This is a genomic window from Veillonella sp. CHU732 (genome assembly GCF_003992085.1).
Taxonomy (GTDB): Bacteria; Bacillota; Negativicutes; order Veillonellales; family Veillonellaceae; genus F0422.
Genome location: NZ_RQVC01000004.1, coordinates 79,585 through 96,200 on the forward strand (window position 1 = coordinate 79,585; position 16,616 = coordinate 96,200).

A 16,616-nucleotide genomic window follows, 5' to 3' on the forward strand; every position below is an offset into this window, starting at 1 on the left:
TGAAAACGTTATAAATCAGGGAAAAGAAACTTTAATTCAACTCCTGAAGAATCTGGTGCCACTCATCGTGAGGAAGTACGTAAATCGGGTATCTTTGGTAATGGCGGTCTTAGCCTTACCATTGGTACACAAAAACAAAGAGACACCTATGATGCTAAGAGTAGTATAGCCAAAGGCAGCGTGATTGGAAGCCGCTTTGGTTCTGTCACCTTAGGTGCTACAGGATCCACACAAGTAGAAGCTAGTGATGTAACATCTAAAGGGGATATTCAGGTCCAAGGGTCTGGCGTGACAATCCGTAATGGGTATACCACATCCCATACAGAAGAAACACATAGATTTTCTAAAAGTGGGCTTACTCTCTCATTGTCGAATCGCTTAGTAGATACCACAACCAATGCAGTGGGTACATTGACGCGAGCAAACTCTGTAAAAGACGAACGATTGAAAGCTCTATTAGCCTACAAAACCTATGACGATGCTAAGACATCTTTAGAAAAATCTAAACTGAAAGATCAAGTCAAGAGTTTACACCTCAATCTATCTTTAGGCACAGAACGAAGCGAAGCTTCTACGAATGTAGATAGTAAGATAGCAAAAGCATCGACGGTTGTGTCAGAGGGGCATGTTCGTGTTACCACTAAGAAGGACGATCTTCGCATAGAAGAAAGTGATGTACAAGGCAAGGACATTACCTTAGATTCTGCGAACAGTATCTATGTGAAGGGCAAAGAAACGACTTCTGAGATGACACAGAGTATGAAACAGAAACAAGGCTCCTTAGGTATTTCCTATGATGTATTACAACACCGATTCTCCGATATATCCGTCAATGCCAGTGGTAGTAAAGGTAGTATAGCAGGCACAGATATAGTTCATGCTCCTACGAAGATAACTGCATCGAATACCCTTGGAGTAAGTACAAAACAGGATTTGAATATTAAAGACGGTGTTTTCAAAGGAGAGGCTATCCAAGCAAATATTGGTGGAAATTTAGAGATTCACTCTGTACAAGATACACATGATTATACAGACCATACTACATCTGGTGGCATGGGGCTTAGCCTATCTAAAAAGGGAGCATTTAAATCGTTACAAAGCTCCTTGCAACGGACGGATATAGATAGCAAATACACCTCTGTGATCCACCAGTCTGGACTTTATGCAGGAAGTACAGGATTCAACATATCCGTAGGCAATACGACCACATTAGAAGGAGCCCTCTTAGCTAGTCGTACAGATACGAATACATTAAAAACAAAATACCTAGTGATGAAAGATATGAAGAATAGGGCGAAATATACCTATGGGTCTAAGGGAGTATCGTATCTATCTGACGTACAATACAGGAAGTCTTTGGAGCACATGAGAGATAGAAAAAATGCTATACTCACAGATAAAAACCTTAGCATTCCAGCTAAGATACAACACTTACAACAGTTGAATCAAGATAAGGAGTATACAAGCCACCTCAAGTATGTTAATAGCTTGTATAATCAAGTAGGCCTATTACCCAATATGTTGCCAGGTGAAAGAAAAGAAGTACACAGTGTGACTAGATCTGCTATTGCACCTGGAACGATTGATGTAGAGAATCCTAGGGTGGATGTAAGTCAAATTAATAGAGATATTAATCACAGCCTTCAAGCATTAGATACTATTTTCAACAAGCAAGACATACAAGAACGACAAGAACTAACTAAATTATTTAACAAATATGCCAATGAAGCGATTCATCATATCTCTGATATGGCAGGTTGGAAGGAAGGCTCATCAGAAAAAGTGGCATTACATGCTATAGTAGGCAATATAAGTGCTAATATAGTGAATGGTAATACACGTGTAGGCACTGCAGCAGGTGGACTATCTGAACTCCTAGCACCAGCTATATTAGAAGCATCTAATGGCGATCCAGCAAAAGCACAATGGCTAGCATATGCCTTGGGATATGCAACAGATAAACTCCTTGGAGGAACGGGAGAGCTAGGTGGGAGTATTAGTCATTATGGAGTTAAGTGGAATTTATTACTAAATGAACATGCAAAGACCATACGACAAGAAAGATATAATGCGTTTATTGAAAAATTTAAAGTTCAATATAGAGAAATGGAAGATGAAGGTAATCCTTATGATGAAGAGACTATTAACCAAGCAGAAAATGACTTGTGGCGTATCCTCTATTGGAATAAAAAGGCGAAAAAATTACCACAAGCAACCGAACTGTTGGGGTTATTTATAGAACCAGAAAATAATCAAGATATTATAGAAAAATCTGAAGAGATTTTACCAGGCTTTCCCTTATATGTTTTAAATGAGAACTCTAAAGTACATCAATATCTTGCAAATAACGATGAACTGAATAAAGAAATAATTTCTAAGACCATATTAAATACTTATATGTATGACTTACCACAATTAACACATGAAGGGACTATTTCTTATTATTGGAAAGGAGTCGATGAAGCTTTAGCGTATGGAACAGCAAGCTATATAGCGACATATCAAATTGAGGGAGACCTGGTTTATGCAAAAATTACTATTATAGATAATTGGGATCATGATAAAAATGAATCTAAAGTTGAATTTTTGGAAGATGCATATATTTTACAACAGTCAAAAAGGAAAAAAATATTTGCCTATAAGACAACGTATGATGTGGCATTTAAAATGGATGAACTTATGTCTATTGGGTGATGAAGAATGAGAAAAGTGTATGTATGGTTTTTAATAATTATGTCTTTAATGGGTACATTTTATCTATATATCAATATTCATCGGTATATGACTACAAAAACTTTTTTTCGATATGAAATAACCTATCTTTATGAATTGAGAGATTACTTTAATAATCTAACTATAGAAAATGATATGTATACGTATATTGTAAAAGGTGATAATTTATATACTTATGGATTATCAGGATATACAAAAATAAAATTGGGATTAGATATACATATTATTAAAATCTTAAATGGTGAATATGAAAAAAATTATATTACTGATGTAGAAGGAAGAGGCTCATTTTATTCGAGTATTGAGGAATTAAGATATGGGTATTTAGATGATATTACTCTTTTAACAAATTTTGAAGATATAGATGATGAAGATATAAATACCTTTTATTTGTTGTATAAAAGAAGACCAGATATTGAAGTCTTTTTATCTTCTATAGAAAAATCTCGTTTTTCCTATAAAGATGGAAAAAAGGTAGCACAAGGTCTCCGAGAACTAAACAATTCCTTAATTAAAGAATATATGAAGAGGAATGAGAAATAAACAATACTTCTAAATAATAGTTAAAACCTAGATGTTATGCAGAAATCTATGAGTATCCTTTAAACAATCTACTACTGAAACGCTAAGTCCTACTACAAACACAACAAAATTAGCTGATAGTTCAGATATTTATCGGAATGGTGAGCAATATAAACCGGGAGTGAAAACAAGACAATTAAAAGAAAACATTGTATATGAGAGTAAAGGGTATTATTACCAAACCGATGAATTAGGACGTATAAAAGCAGCCCAAGGAGACTTACGCTTAGAAGCTGGTAAGAGAAATAACCGAGATTAATTAAAAGCAGGCGGTGATGATCGATTACCAGGTGACGAAGGGGGGCATCTGATAGCTAAAATCTTTGGAGGCTCAGGAGAATTAGATAATCTAGTTGCTATGGAAAAGATTGTAAATAGAAGCGATTATAGAATAATGGAAAATCAATGGAAGAATGCGTTACAAGAGGGGAAGGAGGTAAAGGTAACGATAGATATAGTATATGATGGAGTGAATAAACGACCAACGGGATTTGATGTTATATATAAAGTAGATGACAATCCTGAGGTTATTCAGTTTCTTCCTAATGGAGGATGAATATATGTTTGTAAAAGAAATGAAAGATGAAGTAGCAATTAAGTTGACTGACTTACTAAAAGCTAGATTAAATATTTTGTTACAAGATAATTGGGAAAGTTTAGTTTTTTTTGGACAGTGCTGGAGGTCAAGTTTAGCACCAAGATACATAATTACTTTTGAGGATGGAACATATATCATGGAGGGAGAGCTATTTTGTTTTTCCTCTGAACGTATTGGAGATAGGTCATTTTTTAATATGTTAGTGGATAATTTTCTCAAAGTATATAAGTTTAAGAATAAGGATAATGTGCACACTCTTAATATACTGAATATTGAGATTGGAAAAAATGGAGATTCTAGATATACATATAGCGAAGATTTGTATGGTAACTATGAATATCCACATACACCGTATATTTTATGGTCATATGTAGAGGTAGGAAATACAAAGGGATTTATAAGGGAGGAGGAAATAGAAGCAGAAAAGTATATTGATAAGTGCAGTTTACAACCTAAAAGAATATTACAGCGTAGAACAAAAACTCTTAAAATACCTGATTTGCTAGAGAACTTGCTCTATAAACAAATTATGTATATCAATAGGTATTTGCCTAGTAAAACTAAAAAGCTATACTTTCATTTAGATAGGCTGCATGAAAATTGGAAACTTAGTCTTTACATTAATACTATAGATAATAACTGGACACGAATTAGAAATATACAATCTAATGATAAGATGTGTACATATCAAGAGTTAATTATCTCATTAAAGGGAAGTATTGATGAAATTGATGAGTTGCATCGTATTTGCAGCAAAATGTATACATCTATTGACTACATTTTCGATGTTTCCACCGGTGAACTCTCTTATGTATATGACAATGTCACAGAAGATAATTTTACTGATGAGCTAGCTTTAGTAGAAGCTTGGGAAAAAAGATATTTCTCCCCAGATGGAGAACCTCTGCACACGCATGCAGTAGCATCTCATGAGGGGTGTATCACAGGGACTATGCACATAGATATGTCTCAGTTTATGGAAGAGGAGGAAGAAGAAATGGTTAGTGTAGATCCAGCTATAGAATTTACCGGGGAAGATATTCACGATTTGATTCCACAATATCTTCAAAATAGTTACGATATTTTGTATTCTATCTTGCCAGGTACATATCAGCGGGTATACCTATATGTAGAAAATGATGGAACTGTATGTCGTCAACTAGGGTATATCATTGTCGATGGTGAATACCTTACTTTTGAAGAGATGGTAGATCGGAAGGTGGGTTCTAAGGCGACTTATGATGCTACAATGGAACAACTAGCACTGTGGTCGCATTATATGCGAAATGCATTTATTGCTTGTCATCTTGAACCGTGGACGGTGTTCTCCTATATGATAGATGAAGAACGAAATATTTCTACTAACTTTGGTTACGATGTATTAGCAGAGCAAACCTATGACAATGAACTCTTTGACCTATGGTCTTATGAAAAATTAGGCATTAAGAGTCCTAACTTGCCTGAAGACAAGATAGCAACTATTGTACCAGAAAATGAATATGCAAAATTTTAATAAGAAGGTGTATAGAATTGTACAGGGGAGAATATTTGATTGAACATATTTAGAAAGGTATTACCATGAGAAAAGTCATCTTAGCACTCGCACTTTTGCCTATGGGTGTTGTCAATTATAGTACCTATGCCAATACTATAGATGAGCAAAGTAAACTGCTAGAACAGATGGAGCGTTCTATATCTCATGTGGAACAAAAGGAAACACCAGCTTTCACAGTTCTTACAGAGGGGGTAGTACCTCAAAAGATAGATCAACTATCAAATGATGAACCAGAATTTTTAATTCATCATATTGAACTTTCACAGGTTCCAGCAGAGTTTAGTTTTCTGCAAACTATGGTGGCTAAGAAAGAACATCAATTGTATGGAGTAAGATCAATTAACGCTGTGTTGGATGAACTGAACACAGCCTTACTAGATAGAGGGTATGTCACCTCTAGGGTCTATATGGAGCCTCAAAATATAGGGAATGGTACACTTCGCTTATCCTTGCTGGTAGGAACTGTGGAAGAAATACAATTTAAGGGTGTGGCAGGTAATTATACAAACGCATTAGCCTTTCATAAGGGGCATATCTTAAATATGCGGAAGATAGAACAAACTGTAGATAATTTAAATACAGTGCCCCATCAGAAGGCTAAGGTACAGTTACAACCGGGAAGTAATTTAGGTACATCTATAGTGGTATTTCAGATAGAAAATAAGTCTAAAGTAGAGGTCACCACAGGATTCGATAATTTCGGTAATGAAGGAACAGGGCGCTTTCAAGGAAATGTATCCATCACAGTAGGTAGACCATTAGATCGTAGTGATACTTTGTACTATAGCTTAACTAGATCTAGACACTCAGATAGTATCAATGTAAGCACATCAAATTATGTATCATACCAAATACCTATTGGAAATGATAGCATTACCCTTAGCCATTCCAATTCAGACTATCAACAACGGGTTGCCTATGCCATTAAACCATTTATTTCTAGCGGTAACTTTACTAGTGATGAATTACGATGGAAACATGTATTGCACAGAAACAGTCAACAGATTACAGAATTAGTGCAAGGTCTTACACATAAGACAAGGCATTCTTTTATCAATGGTAGTGAAATTGATGTGCAGCGGAGAAATACCACATCTTGGTCTATAGGAATACATCAAAAACGATATGGCAAGAATGAGAGTTTAGATTGGTTGGTGCAATATGAAAGAGGTGTTCCTTGGTGGGCTAGTCCTGGACCTACCGATTATTTAGGAGAAGCTACCACACAATATCATATATATACGGGGAAAGTGAACTATCAGCGTACATTGACGCTTTGGAATCGGAAAGCTACCTATACAATGGAAGCAAAAGGACAGTATACGAATAGTAAGCTGTACAGTAGTGAGTTCTTTAATATCGGTGGATGGCATAATATACGTGGCTTTACCGGAGATAGAAACCTAGCTGCAGAGCAAGGATTTTATGTACGGAACACCTTAGATGTATCATTAAATCAGAATCATACACTGTACTTAGGTTTAGATTATGGTAAAGTGTACGGCAAATCTACAGAAGATATATTGGGTACAAAGCTATGGGGCGGAGCTGTTGGTATGAAAGGACATTATGGAAGTGCTAATTACAATATATTCTTGTCCACACCATTACAAGTACCAAACGGTTTTACAGTACCACACCGAGTCCTAGGGATACAGATGAGTGTGGCATTGTAAAGAACTAGAATATGGGTTGGATGCTATTTTGACAGTGTGACATATCTTTGAGATGTATTGATTAGCCTTTGTGAATGAAGAGAATATTCTATTGCTAAATAAAATAATAGAGGAACGTTGAGTGTTAGATATCAACGTTCCTCTATTTAGTCTATATTATTTTTTATATAGGTAATAAATGTATGAACAGCTCTACGTTGTAGTGCATTTGCTTGATAATAAAGCTTTGTTTCTCGCAATAGAGGTGTACCATCTTCCCATAGTAATGGTTCAAAGGTAAATTCATCAGAGAACCTGCCCAATCCCGTTTCTGGGAGGACAGACCATCCTAAATTTTTTCTGATGAATTGTCGACATGTAGCCATGGTATCAACTTTTATACTATCGTTGGGAGGGACTTGGTAATGCTGTTTCCACCATTTATCGATGATAGTATATAAATCATGGGCGGTTGCATATCGTATAAATGGCAAAGTCAGGATATCTTCTCTGGGCATAGGTTTAGAAGGTAAAGATGTATTGGTTACTAAACCGATGCGATCTATGTGAATTAATAATGATTCACCGTCAATGGATTGAGGACCGCGAATAATAGCAACCTCTACCTCATTAGACTGAAATAATTGAGCAATTTTAGAACTAATGCCAGTATAAACTTCTAACTTTACCTTTGGATAGGCTCGGGTAAACCCTGATAAAATATCAGGTAACATATAATTGGCATAGATGCTCGAGACACCAAGCCGTAATATCCCTGTTATTTCATCACTATAATTGGATAGAGTGTTTTCAAATTCACGTTTTCTATGTAGCATATCTAAGGCATAGTGATAATATAATTCCCCTGTTTCTGTTAAGGTAACACCACGAGATGTACGTATAAATAAAGGTTTATTGAACTGTTTTTCTAGTTGCTGTAGACGATACGATAACGCAGGCTGAGAGATATATAAACGATTGGCTGCCTTCGTCATATTTCCTTCTTCTGCAATAGCAATGAAAAAATGCCAATCTTTTTCCATAGTTTCCATGGTAGCCCTCCTTTTATAAAAATATTTTATCATATAAGATAAATGTAATCTATTTTATTTATTTCCCTACAACATATATACTTAAACTATAAGGGCCTTCAAGTAAGGTAAAATCGTAGTTAGGCATAAGTAGGAGGACTAAGATGGCAGGAAAAAGTTTAATCTATAAAATATTAGAAACTCATTTAGTAGAGGGAACACTGGTTGCAGGTGAAGATATTGCAATCAGCATTGACCAAACTTTAACACAAGATGCCACAGGGACTATGGCATATTTAGAATTTGAATCTTTAGGGTTAGATAGAGTAAAGACCCTATCTGTATCCTATGTAGATCATAATACATTACAAGATGGATTTGAAAATGCAGATGATCATAAATATTTACAAGATGTAGCAAGTAAATATGGTATTTATTATTCGAAAGCAGGTAATGGGATTTGCCATCAAGTACATTTAGAACGATTCGCTAGGCCAGGTCAAACCTTAGTAGGTGCAGATAGTCATACTCCAACTGCTGGAGGTTTAGGGATGTTTGCTGTCGGTGTTGGGGGTATGGATGTGGCAGCATCTATGGCAGGAAAGCCAATCCATTTAACTTGTCCTAAAGTTACTAATATAAAATTAAATGGGCGTTTACAACCTTGGTGTGCAGCAAAAGATATCGTGCTAAAAGTATTAAGTATTTTAACCACTAAAGGAAATGTTGGAACAGCCATCGAGTATACAGGTGAAGGTGTGGCATCTTTAACAGTACCAGAGAGAGCAACCATCACGAATATGGGTGCAGAAATGGGAATTACTACATCGATTTTCCCAAGTGATGCAAAAACAAAAGAGTTTTTACGCGCTCAAGGTCGTGAAGATGTATGGGTAGAATTACAGACAGATGAAGATGCACAGTATGATGAAGTCATTGAAATTGATCTAAATGCCTTAGTGCCTATGATTGCCTGTCCACATTCTCCAGATAATGTAAAAACAGTAGCAGAATTAAAAGATGTTGTAGTAGACCAAGTATTAGTAGGAAGCTGTACTAATTCTAGCTATCGAGATTTAATGATGGTAGCAGCAATGTTAAAAGGACGTAAAATTCATCCAGATGTGAGTTTTGGGGTAGCTCCTGGATCCAAGCAAGCATTAGCAATGATTACAAAAAATGGAGCCTTAGCAGATATACTTGCTTCTGGAGCACGTTTGTTTGAAAGTGCCTGTGGATTCTGTGTAGGTTGCGGACAAGCGCCACGAACAAAGTCCATTTCTTTGCGTACGAATAACCGTAACTATGAGGGTCGTAGTGGTACCAAAGATGCCTTAGTGCATTTAGTTTCAGTAGAAACAGCGGTAGCCTCTGCTTTAACAGGAACGATTACGGATCCTCGTGAAATAGGCTTAGAAGTACCAACAATTGAGCTTCCTGAGGTGTATGAAATTGATGATTCCTTGATTGTTGCACCAAAATGCGATGTAAACCAATCTATTTTACGAGGTCCTAATATTGGAGAGCCTCCTAGCAATATTGCGTTACCAGAAACAATTTCTGCTAAAGTGACGATTAAAGTAGAAGATAAAATTACAACAGATCATATTATGCCAGCTGGACCATATTTGAAATTTAGATCCAATGTACCTAAATATAGTCAATATGTATTCAGCCCTGTAAAACCAGATTTTGCTGAGCAATGCAAAGAAAATGTTGAGCACGGATACTATAATGTGATTGTAGCTCGTGAAAGTTATGGACAAGGATCTTCTCGTGAACATGCCGCACTTTGCCCAATGTATTTAGGAGTAAAAGCAGTGATTGCAAAATCTATTGAACGGATTCATATGGATAATCTTGTTAACTTTGGTATTTTGCCTTTATTATTTGAAAATGAGGCAGATTATGAGAGTATTCAAGAAGGTGATGAATTATTCTATCATTGTGATGATGCTTCCTTTGCAGCTGGTGTATTTACCGTAGAGAATAAAACAAAATCTACTATGTATAGATTAAGAACACCATTAAATGAACGACAATTAGAAATTGTTCGAGCGGGAGGTAAATTGAACTTCTTGCGTAATGGTGGACAATAATTAGTAATAATCGTTAATAGATGCAGTAGGAGATGGCACAGTGCAGACTGTGTCATCCTCTATATTCGAGGTGTATGATGAAAGATTATATGAAATTACCCGTATTATACATGCGTGGCGGAACTAGTAAAGGAGCTTATTTATATGCTCCAGACTTGCCAACAGATCCAACAGAACGAGATGCAATGATTCTATCCCTCTATGGGAGTCCAGATGTACGTCAAATTGATGGGATTGGAGGAGCAGACCCTTTAACGAGTAAACTGGCTATTGTGGGACCTGCTTCGGTGGAAGGATGCGATGTAGATTATACATTTGCTTACGTAGGTATCGATACGGCAGTTGTCGATTATGAAGGTAATTGTGGTAATATTTCATCTGGAGTTGGTATTTTTGCTATGTTACGTGGTTTGGTAGAACCAGTAGAGCCAATCACTGTAGTTCGCATACATAATACGAATACCCATAAAATCATAGAAGCGCATATACCTGTACAAGATGGATTACCAGTGGTAACAGGAGATTTTGCCATCGATGGAGTTCCTGGTACAGGGGCACAAATTATGCTTTACTTTCAATCTCCTAGTGGGTCTAAAACGGGGAAATTACTGCCAACGGGGAATGTGCGAGATACCATCACTTTGGAAGTGGGTAATGTGCATACAGCGAAGAACAATCATAGGATAGACGTAAGTTTTGTGGACTCTGCCACACCGGGTGTATTTGTGAAAGCAGAAGATTTAGGGTATACAGGGACAGAAATGCCAAGTGACATCGAAGCAGATGCAGAGGGCCTATTAGATATATTAGAGGATATTCGTAGGACTGCCGCTGTCAGAATGGGATTAGCGACATCAAAAGAAAGTGCTAGTCCAGCCATTCCAAAGATATGTATGGTGGGTACTGCTTCTACGTATACCGATATACAGGGCCGCGTGATTGAGGGTGCATCGATAGATATAGTAGCACGTACTAAAGCATTACAAGTGATTCATAAGGCCTATGCAGTCACTGGAGGTATTGCTACCGCAACAGCAGCACTTATTCCAGGGACGATTGTCAATGATGTAGTCAGTGAAGCAGCTAAGCGTACAAAAACAGTAACATTAGGGCATCCAAGTGGGACTTTCACATTTAATATTGATATAGATACAGAGAGTTTATGTGTTACCAAAGCAGGGGTAGCAAGAACTGCTCGCCCTATTATGGACGGTATTTCCTATGTTAAGGTAGGTACATACTAATAGAATATAGTAGAAACGTTATTGTAACAGATATAACCTGATATATGGAGGAAAGCCCATCTATAGTATGGACTTTCCTCTAATTTTATTTTTGTAGTATGGCGGGAATCAAAAAAACATCTATTTTTGTGAATAGATGTATGTACACCTTGTAATGAAGGATAAATTATTTTATTATATAGCTATATATACTCTGTATTTTTAAGGAGAGGTGTTACTTATGAAACAACCATTAATCGGTATCTCAGGTTCTCATATGATTGACCAAGGCGGTCCATTTCCAGGATATAAACGATCCTATGTGAATGATGATTATGTGCAGTCTGTATTGGAAGCAGGTGGCATTCCTGTGATTATTCCATTCCAAGAAGATGAAGCAACATTGAAAGCATTGGTAGAACGATTAGATGGTCTCATTCTTTCTGGTGGTCATGACATTGCCCCACAATTCTATGGGGAAGAACCAGAGCGTGGATTAGGTGCTATTTGGCCAGAACGTGATATCTTTGATATGCGTTTATTAGCTTTCGCAAAAGAATGCAAGCTTCCTATCATGGGGATTTGCCGTGGACATCAAATTATCAATGTAGCGCATAAAGGTTCCTTATATCAAGACTTACCTGCCTTTGCTACAATCAAGCATTCCCAAAATCAAACAGCAGGATTACCTACTCATTCCATGGTGATTGAGAAAGACTCCAAACTATTTGCTATGGTAGGTGCAGAAGAAGTGATGGTTAATTCCCATCATCACCAAATCGTGAAAGAAGTAGGAGAAGGCTTGCGTGTAGTAGGCCGTGCTAAAGATACTGTAGTAGAAGCTATGGAAGGCACAGACTACCCATACCTACGTACGTACCAATTCCATCCGGAAATGATGCGTCATACAGAGTTGAATGCAGCGATTTTCAAAGACTTTGTAGAGGCAGCTAAGAAAGAGGCCTAATATGGAACAAAAAGATAATAAATTTGGCTTTTGGAGTATCGTTCTCCTCGGTATTAACGCTATTGTAGGAACAGGGATTTTCTTATTGCCGAATAAAGCATATGCTCTTATGGGACCAGCGAGTTTAGGGGTGCTGTTATTTGATGCATTCCTTGCCATTTGTATCGCCTTATGCTTTGCTGAAGTAGCGGGATTCTTCACTCGTAATGGAGGACCCTATTTATACGCAAAACATTCTTTAGGTGACTTTTGGGGATTTGAAGTAGGCGTTCTTAAATGGATTGTAGTGCTCATTGCTTGGGCAGTTATGGCAGTAGGATTTGCGACAGCCTTGGGGGCAGCTATTCCGGCGCTATCTGGGGATTTTATGAAAGATGTCATCGCCACGATCATCATCGTCTTATTAACGGTGATTAATATTATTGGCGTTAATATGACTAAAATTCTGAATAACTTGATTACCGTATCTAAATTGGTGCCTTTATTTGCGTTCATTGTCATCGGGTTGTTTGCCATTAATGGTATAAACTTTACACCGTTTGTACCAGATTTCGTGGAACTTTCAGATGGAGGCGTATCGGGAGCATTCGCAGCCACTGCGATATTGCTATTCTTTGCCTATACTGGATTTGAAGCCATTGCGGTAGCCGCAGAAGATATGGAAAATCCTAAAAAGAATTTGCCTCGTGCCATCATTACGGTCATGATCATCGTATCTGTGCTATATATGTTGGTATTGGCAGTATGTATCGGTATTATGGGTGATAGCCTTGCTAATGATAAAGCACCATTGCAAACGGCATTTGGTCAAATTATGGGACCATGGGGCATGTACTTCGTGCTAGCCGGTACGTTGTTATCTATGGGTGGTATTAACATTGCTCAGTCCTTCCTAGGACCTCGTATTGCAACGTCTCTGGCAGAAGATGGTATGTTACCAAGTATCCTAGCCAAACGTACTAGTTGGGGCACGCCAGTTGTAGCATGTATTGTGACAGGTGTATTCAGCTTATTACTAGCATGGAGCGGTAGCTTTGTTCAATTGGCAGCCATCAGCGCCGTATCTCGGTTTACGCAGTATTTACCAACTTGTATTTCTGTCATTATTTTCCGTAAAAAATGGGCTCATAAAGAGCGTCCGTATAAAATTCCGGGAGGTATTATTATTCCTGTGATTGCCATCATTACATCTCTTTGGATGTTGGCACAGGCAAAACCAAATCAATTGATTTGGGGCCTTGGTGGTTGTATTATTATCTTGCCACTGTATTTCTTATATCTAAATAAGAAAAAACGAGGCTTAATCAAAGAAACAGAAGAATTATAATTGGATATGAAAAAAGGGTCCTTCGGGACCCTTTTGTATTACTATATTATTCTCCACCAGAATGGGCTTTATAGAATTCTAAAAACTGTTGTGCCACCATGGACAAAGGTTGTCCTTTGATGGTGATAAACGCTTTATAGAATGTATTTGTTAGCTCTGAAAGTCTAATGCGTGTCATATCTGGATGGGATACGGTTTCCTGTCCGTCCATTGGGATAATCGCTATAGTACGCCCAGATTGAGCCCATTCAATAGCGGAGCTCTTCGTAGTCGTTACAGAAATGACATTAAGAGAAGAGAAGTCGTTGTGGTGAGCTTGCATGAGCATACGTACAGAACCACCAGATAAGCTGAGTGGACATTTGGAAATATCTTTCCAAGAAATACTTTCCAAGTCACGGTCTGTCCAAAATAAATCTTTTCGGAACAGCGCATATAAGTCCTCCGTTTGCGTATAGAGAACATCAAATTTGTTGGTATCTACCATTTGCTCATTGCATAGACCAATTTCAGCGCTACCATTTAATAAGGATTCCGTTACATCTGTCATTAATCCTTCATAAATTTCATAACGCACTACAGGGTATTGGCGGGAAAAGAAATGCAAATATTGCTGAATTAAGGCGGTAGACCTTGAGGCAGAGGAGGCGATACGAAGAGTGCCTTCTACCTCAGAACTAAGACGTTTTACATCAGCGTAGGTAGACTCCTCAATGGAACACAATTGTTGTGCTTTTTCATAAAAGATACGACCTGCTTCAGTGAGGTGAAAGCTAGCTCCACGCTGGCCACGCTTGATAACTAATAGGGGGGTACCAAATTCTGCTTCTAAGTACTTGAGTTGCTTACTTAAAGCTGGTTGTGTAATATGCAGTATCTCTGCTGCTTGCGTCATATTCCCCGTTTGTACTAAGATGATAAAATTATAATAGTAAGATGTATCCATGGTATCCTCCTAAACATACGTAGTCAGATGTCATGTTAGTTCGTTTCTATTCATGGGCGCACATCATCGTACAATAGATCTCTTATTGTTAACCTTTACTATTCTATTGTACTATAAATTTTATAATTCGTCTCCTATATTTGTTAACTAATGCTGTTAATTATGGTTTAGTTTATGATTATAACTCATGGATATAAACCTATATAAAAAGTAGGAATATTGACGTACTATATTGAGAATGATATAATTGGGTCATATTGTTGCCTGTACAGTGCAGGAAATCAAGAAGTAATTGGACTATAGTTAGGTCTGGAAAGGAAGGGGAATTTGTATGGATATGCCATTTTTTACACAATTTCTCATGATTAGCGATCCTATGACGATAGGTATACTCGTGCTATTCGTTATCGCATTAGGATATGTGTATTTTCTTCAGAAAAGAAATATTCATTTCGGTACACTTGTAATGGTTGCTACTGGAGTAGGTGCTGTACTAGGGGTTGCGGTGCAACTGATTGCAGGATTCCCTAACAATCCGATGGATGTGGTATTCATCAAGGAAAGCACGAAGTGGTTCTCTCTTATCGGGGGAGGATTCATTGATTTAATTCGTATGCTCGTTATTCCTGTGGTATTTATTTCCATTGTTCATGTTATCTTACATATGGATACGAATGCGAACTTAAAGCGTCTTGTATCCTCCACAGGTGTGGTAGCCTTAGTCATGGTTGGTATTGCTGCTATCGTAGGCTTAGTGCTAGGTACTGTAACAGGATTAGGAGAAGGTACTTTAGCGGTGGCTGGTGATTCTAAAATGCGTGAAGTAAAACCAGTAGTAGACACATTGCGCGCCTTGATTCCTTCCAATCCTGTGAATGCTATGGCGCAAACGAATGTCATTGCTATCGTAGTATTCGGTGTTATCATCGGCGGTATTGCTAGACTGGTAAAACAACATGGTGCTAGTGATTTAGAAGTGATGACAAAACTATTTGATGAAGCCTATACCGTGATTTTCTGGGTAGCTGATTTCATCATCGGTTTGATGCCATATGGTGTTGTTGCATTGTTGGCTACTACATTAGCGCAAAAAGGCTTTGGCGCTATTGCTGATATGGCCTTGTTTATCATCTTGATCTATGTAGGCGTAGTGATTATGTTACTTGTACAAGCCGTATTATTAACAGTATTCGGTGTGAGCCCTATTATGTACTTCCGTAAAGCAAAAGAGGCATTAATCTTAGCTTTCACATCTCGTTCTAGTATGGGTGTGTTACCATTGACGGTAGAAACATTGACTAAAAAATTAGGTGTTAATCCTGCCACTGCGAATACAGTAGCAAGCTTTGGTACTACAGCAGGTATGCAAGGCTGTGCAGGTATCTTCCCAGCGTTATGTATCATCTATATTGCTCGAGTATCTGGTGTACCATTAGACTTTACAATGTATGTAATGAGCGTTATCGTGATTGCATTAGGCTCCTTAGGGATTGCAGGGGTTCCGGGTACAGCAACTATGGCAGCATCCGTATCCTTATCTGGTACTGGTATGGGAGCATTCTTCGGATCCATTTCTCCAATCTTAGCAGTAGATCCTATCGTTGATATGGGACGTACCATGTTAAACGTAAGTGGTTCTATGACGAATGCTATCGTAGTAGATCGTTTACAAGGTACCTTCGACCAAGAAGCATTTAACGACACAAAAACAATTCGATAAGGTATAAGTAATGTATTAGATGCATCATGTATCTATGATGAAAGTATTAAAAGATATACGGCTGCAACCTACAGATATAGCGTAGGTTGCAGCTTTTTTCTATCATAGAGTTGAAGAAAATAGGCTATTCCTTGAGTGTGCCATGACAGATGTAAAATAAGGACCTCTATCGGGCAATAG

The 16,616-nt window shown here is 37.6% G+C and carries 12 protein-coding genes and 1 pseudogene; 11 read left to right on the top strand and 2 right to left on the bottom strand.

Translation table 11 applies throughout. The annotated features are described in order from the left end of the window. Window positions 1-180: 180 nt before the first annotated feature. From EO121_RS02795 to EO121_RS02815, 6 genes and pseudogenes are all read left to right on the top strand, one after another. Complete coding sequence (locus EO121_RS02795) at window positions 181-2,694, top strand: hemagglutinin repeat-containing protein (protein WP_164725838.1); 2,514 nt, start codon at window positions 181-183, stop codon at window positions 2,692-2,694. Between the two features lie 6 nt (window positions 2,695-2,700). Continuing rightward, complete coding sequence (locus EO121_RS02800) at window positions 2,701-3,276, top strand: hypothetical protein (protein WP_127165848.1); 576 nt, start codon at window positions 2,701-2,703, stop codon at window positions 3,274-3,276. Window positions 3,277-3,436: 160 nt separating this feature from the next. After that, entirely contained in the window at window positions 3,437-3,574 is a 138-nt protein-coding gene (locus EO121_RS08615) for a hypothetical protein (RefSeq protein ID WP_164725839.1), read from the top strand. A 30-nt stretch (window positions 3,575-3,604) separates the two neighbouring features. Next, window positions 3,605-3,871: pseudogene (locus EO121_RS02805) on the top strand (DNA/RNA non-specific endonuclease); the annotation flags it as partial. Between the two features lie 19 nt (window positions 3,872-3,890). Continuing rightward, window positions 3,891-5,426 (top strand): immunity protein YezG family protein, encoded by a 1,536-nt coding sequence (locus EO121_RS02810; RefSeq protein WP_164725840.1) that lies wholly within the window; start codon window positions 3,891-3,893, stop codon window positions 5,424-5,426. Between the two features lie 65 nt (window positions 5,427-5,491). After that, window positions 5,492-7,144 carry a ShlB/FhaC/HecB family hemolysin secretion/activation protein gene (locus EO121_RS02815; RefSeq protein ID WP_127165852.1) on the top strand — a complete coding sequence of 551 codons (1,653 nt, stop codon included), beginning with the start codon at window positions 5,492-5,494 and terminating at the stop codon, window positions 7,142-7,144. A 146-nt stretch (window positions 7,145-7,290) separates the two neighbouring features. Here EO121_RS02815 and EO121_RS02820 read toward each other — a convergent pair whose 3' ends face one another. Next, complete coding sequence (locus EO121_RS02820) at window positions 7,291-8,175, bottom strand: LysR family transcriptional regulator (protein ID WP_164725841.1); 885 nt, start codon at window positions 8,173-8,175, stop codon at window positions 7,291-7,293. A 143-nt stretch (window positions 8,176-8,318) separates the two neighbouring features. Here EO121_RS02820 and EO121_RS02825 point away from each other — a divergent pair, with 143 nt between their 5' ends. The 4 genes from EO121_RS02825 to EO121_RS02840 all read left to right on the top strand — a co-directional run bounded on the left by EO121_RS02825 (window position 8,319) and on the right by EO121_RS02840 (window position 13,770). Beyond that, on the top strand, window positions 8,319-10,253 hold the full coding sequence (locus tag EO121_RS02825; RefSeq protein WP_127165856.1) for an aconitate hydratase: 1,935 nt from the start codon (window positions 8,319-8,321) through the stop codon (window positions 10,251-10,253). A 74-nt stretch (window positions 10,254-10,327) separates the two neighbouring features. Continuing rightward, entirely contained in the window at window positions 10,328-11,497 is a 1,170-nt protein-coding gene (locus EO121_RS02830) for a 2-methylaconitate cis-trans isomerase PrpF family protein (protein WP_240629380.1), read from the top strand. 220 nt (window positions 11,498-11,717) lie between these two features. Beyond that, window positions 11,718-12,443: a gamma-glutamyl-gamma-aminobutyrate hydrolase family protein gene (locus tag EO121_RS02835; RefSeq protein WP_127165860.1), complete on the top strand. Its 726-nt coding sequence runs from the start codon at window positions 11,718-11,720 to the stop codon at window positions 12,441-12,443. Between the two features lies 1 nt (window position 12,444). After that, window positions 12,445-13,770 carry an APC family permease gene (locus EO121_RS02840; protein ID WP_127165862.1) on the top strand — a complete coding sequence of 442 codons (1,326 nt, stop codon included), beginning with the start codon at window positions 12,445-12,447 and terminating at the stop codon, window positions 13,768-13,770. 46 nt (window positions 13,771-13,816) lie between these two features. Here the strand turns inward: EO121_RS02840 and EO121_RS02845 are convergent, their stop codons facing one another. After that, window positions 13,817-14,716: a LysR family transcriptional regulator gene (locus tag EO121_RS02845; protein WP_127160323.1), complete on the bottom strand. Its 900-nt coding sequence runs from the start codon at window positions 14,714-14,716 to the stop codon at window positions 13,817-13,819. A 331-nt stretch (window positions 14,717-15,047) separates the two neighbouring features. Between EO121_RS02845 and EO121_RS02850 the strand changes: the two genes are divergently transcribed. Continuing rightward, complete coding sequence (locus EO121_RS02850) at window positions 15,048-16,436, top strand: cation:dicarboxylate symporter family transporter (protein WP_127160324.1); 1,389 nt, start codon at window positions 15,048-15,050, stop codon at window positions 16,434-16,436. Window positions 16,437-16,616: the final 180 nt, after the last annotated feature.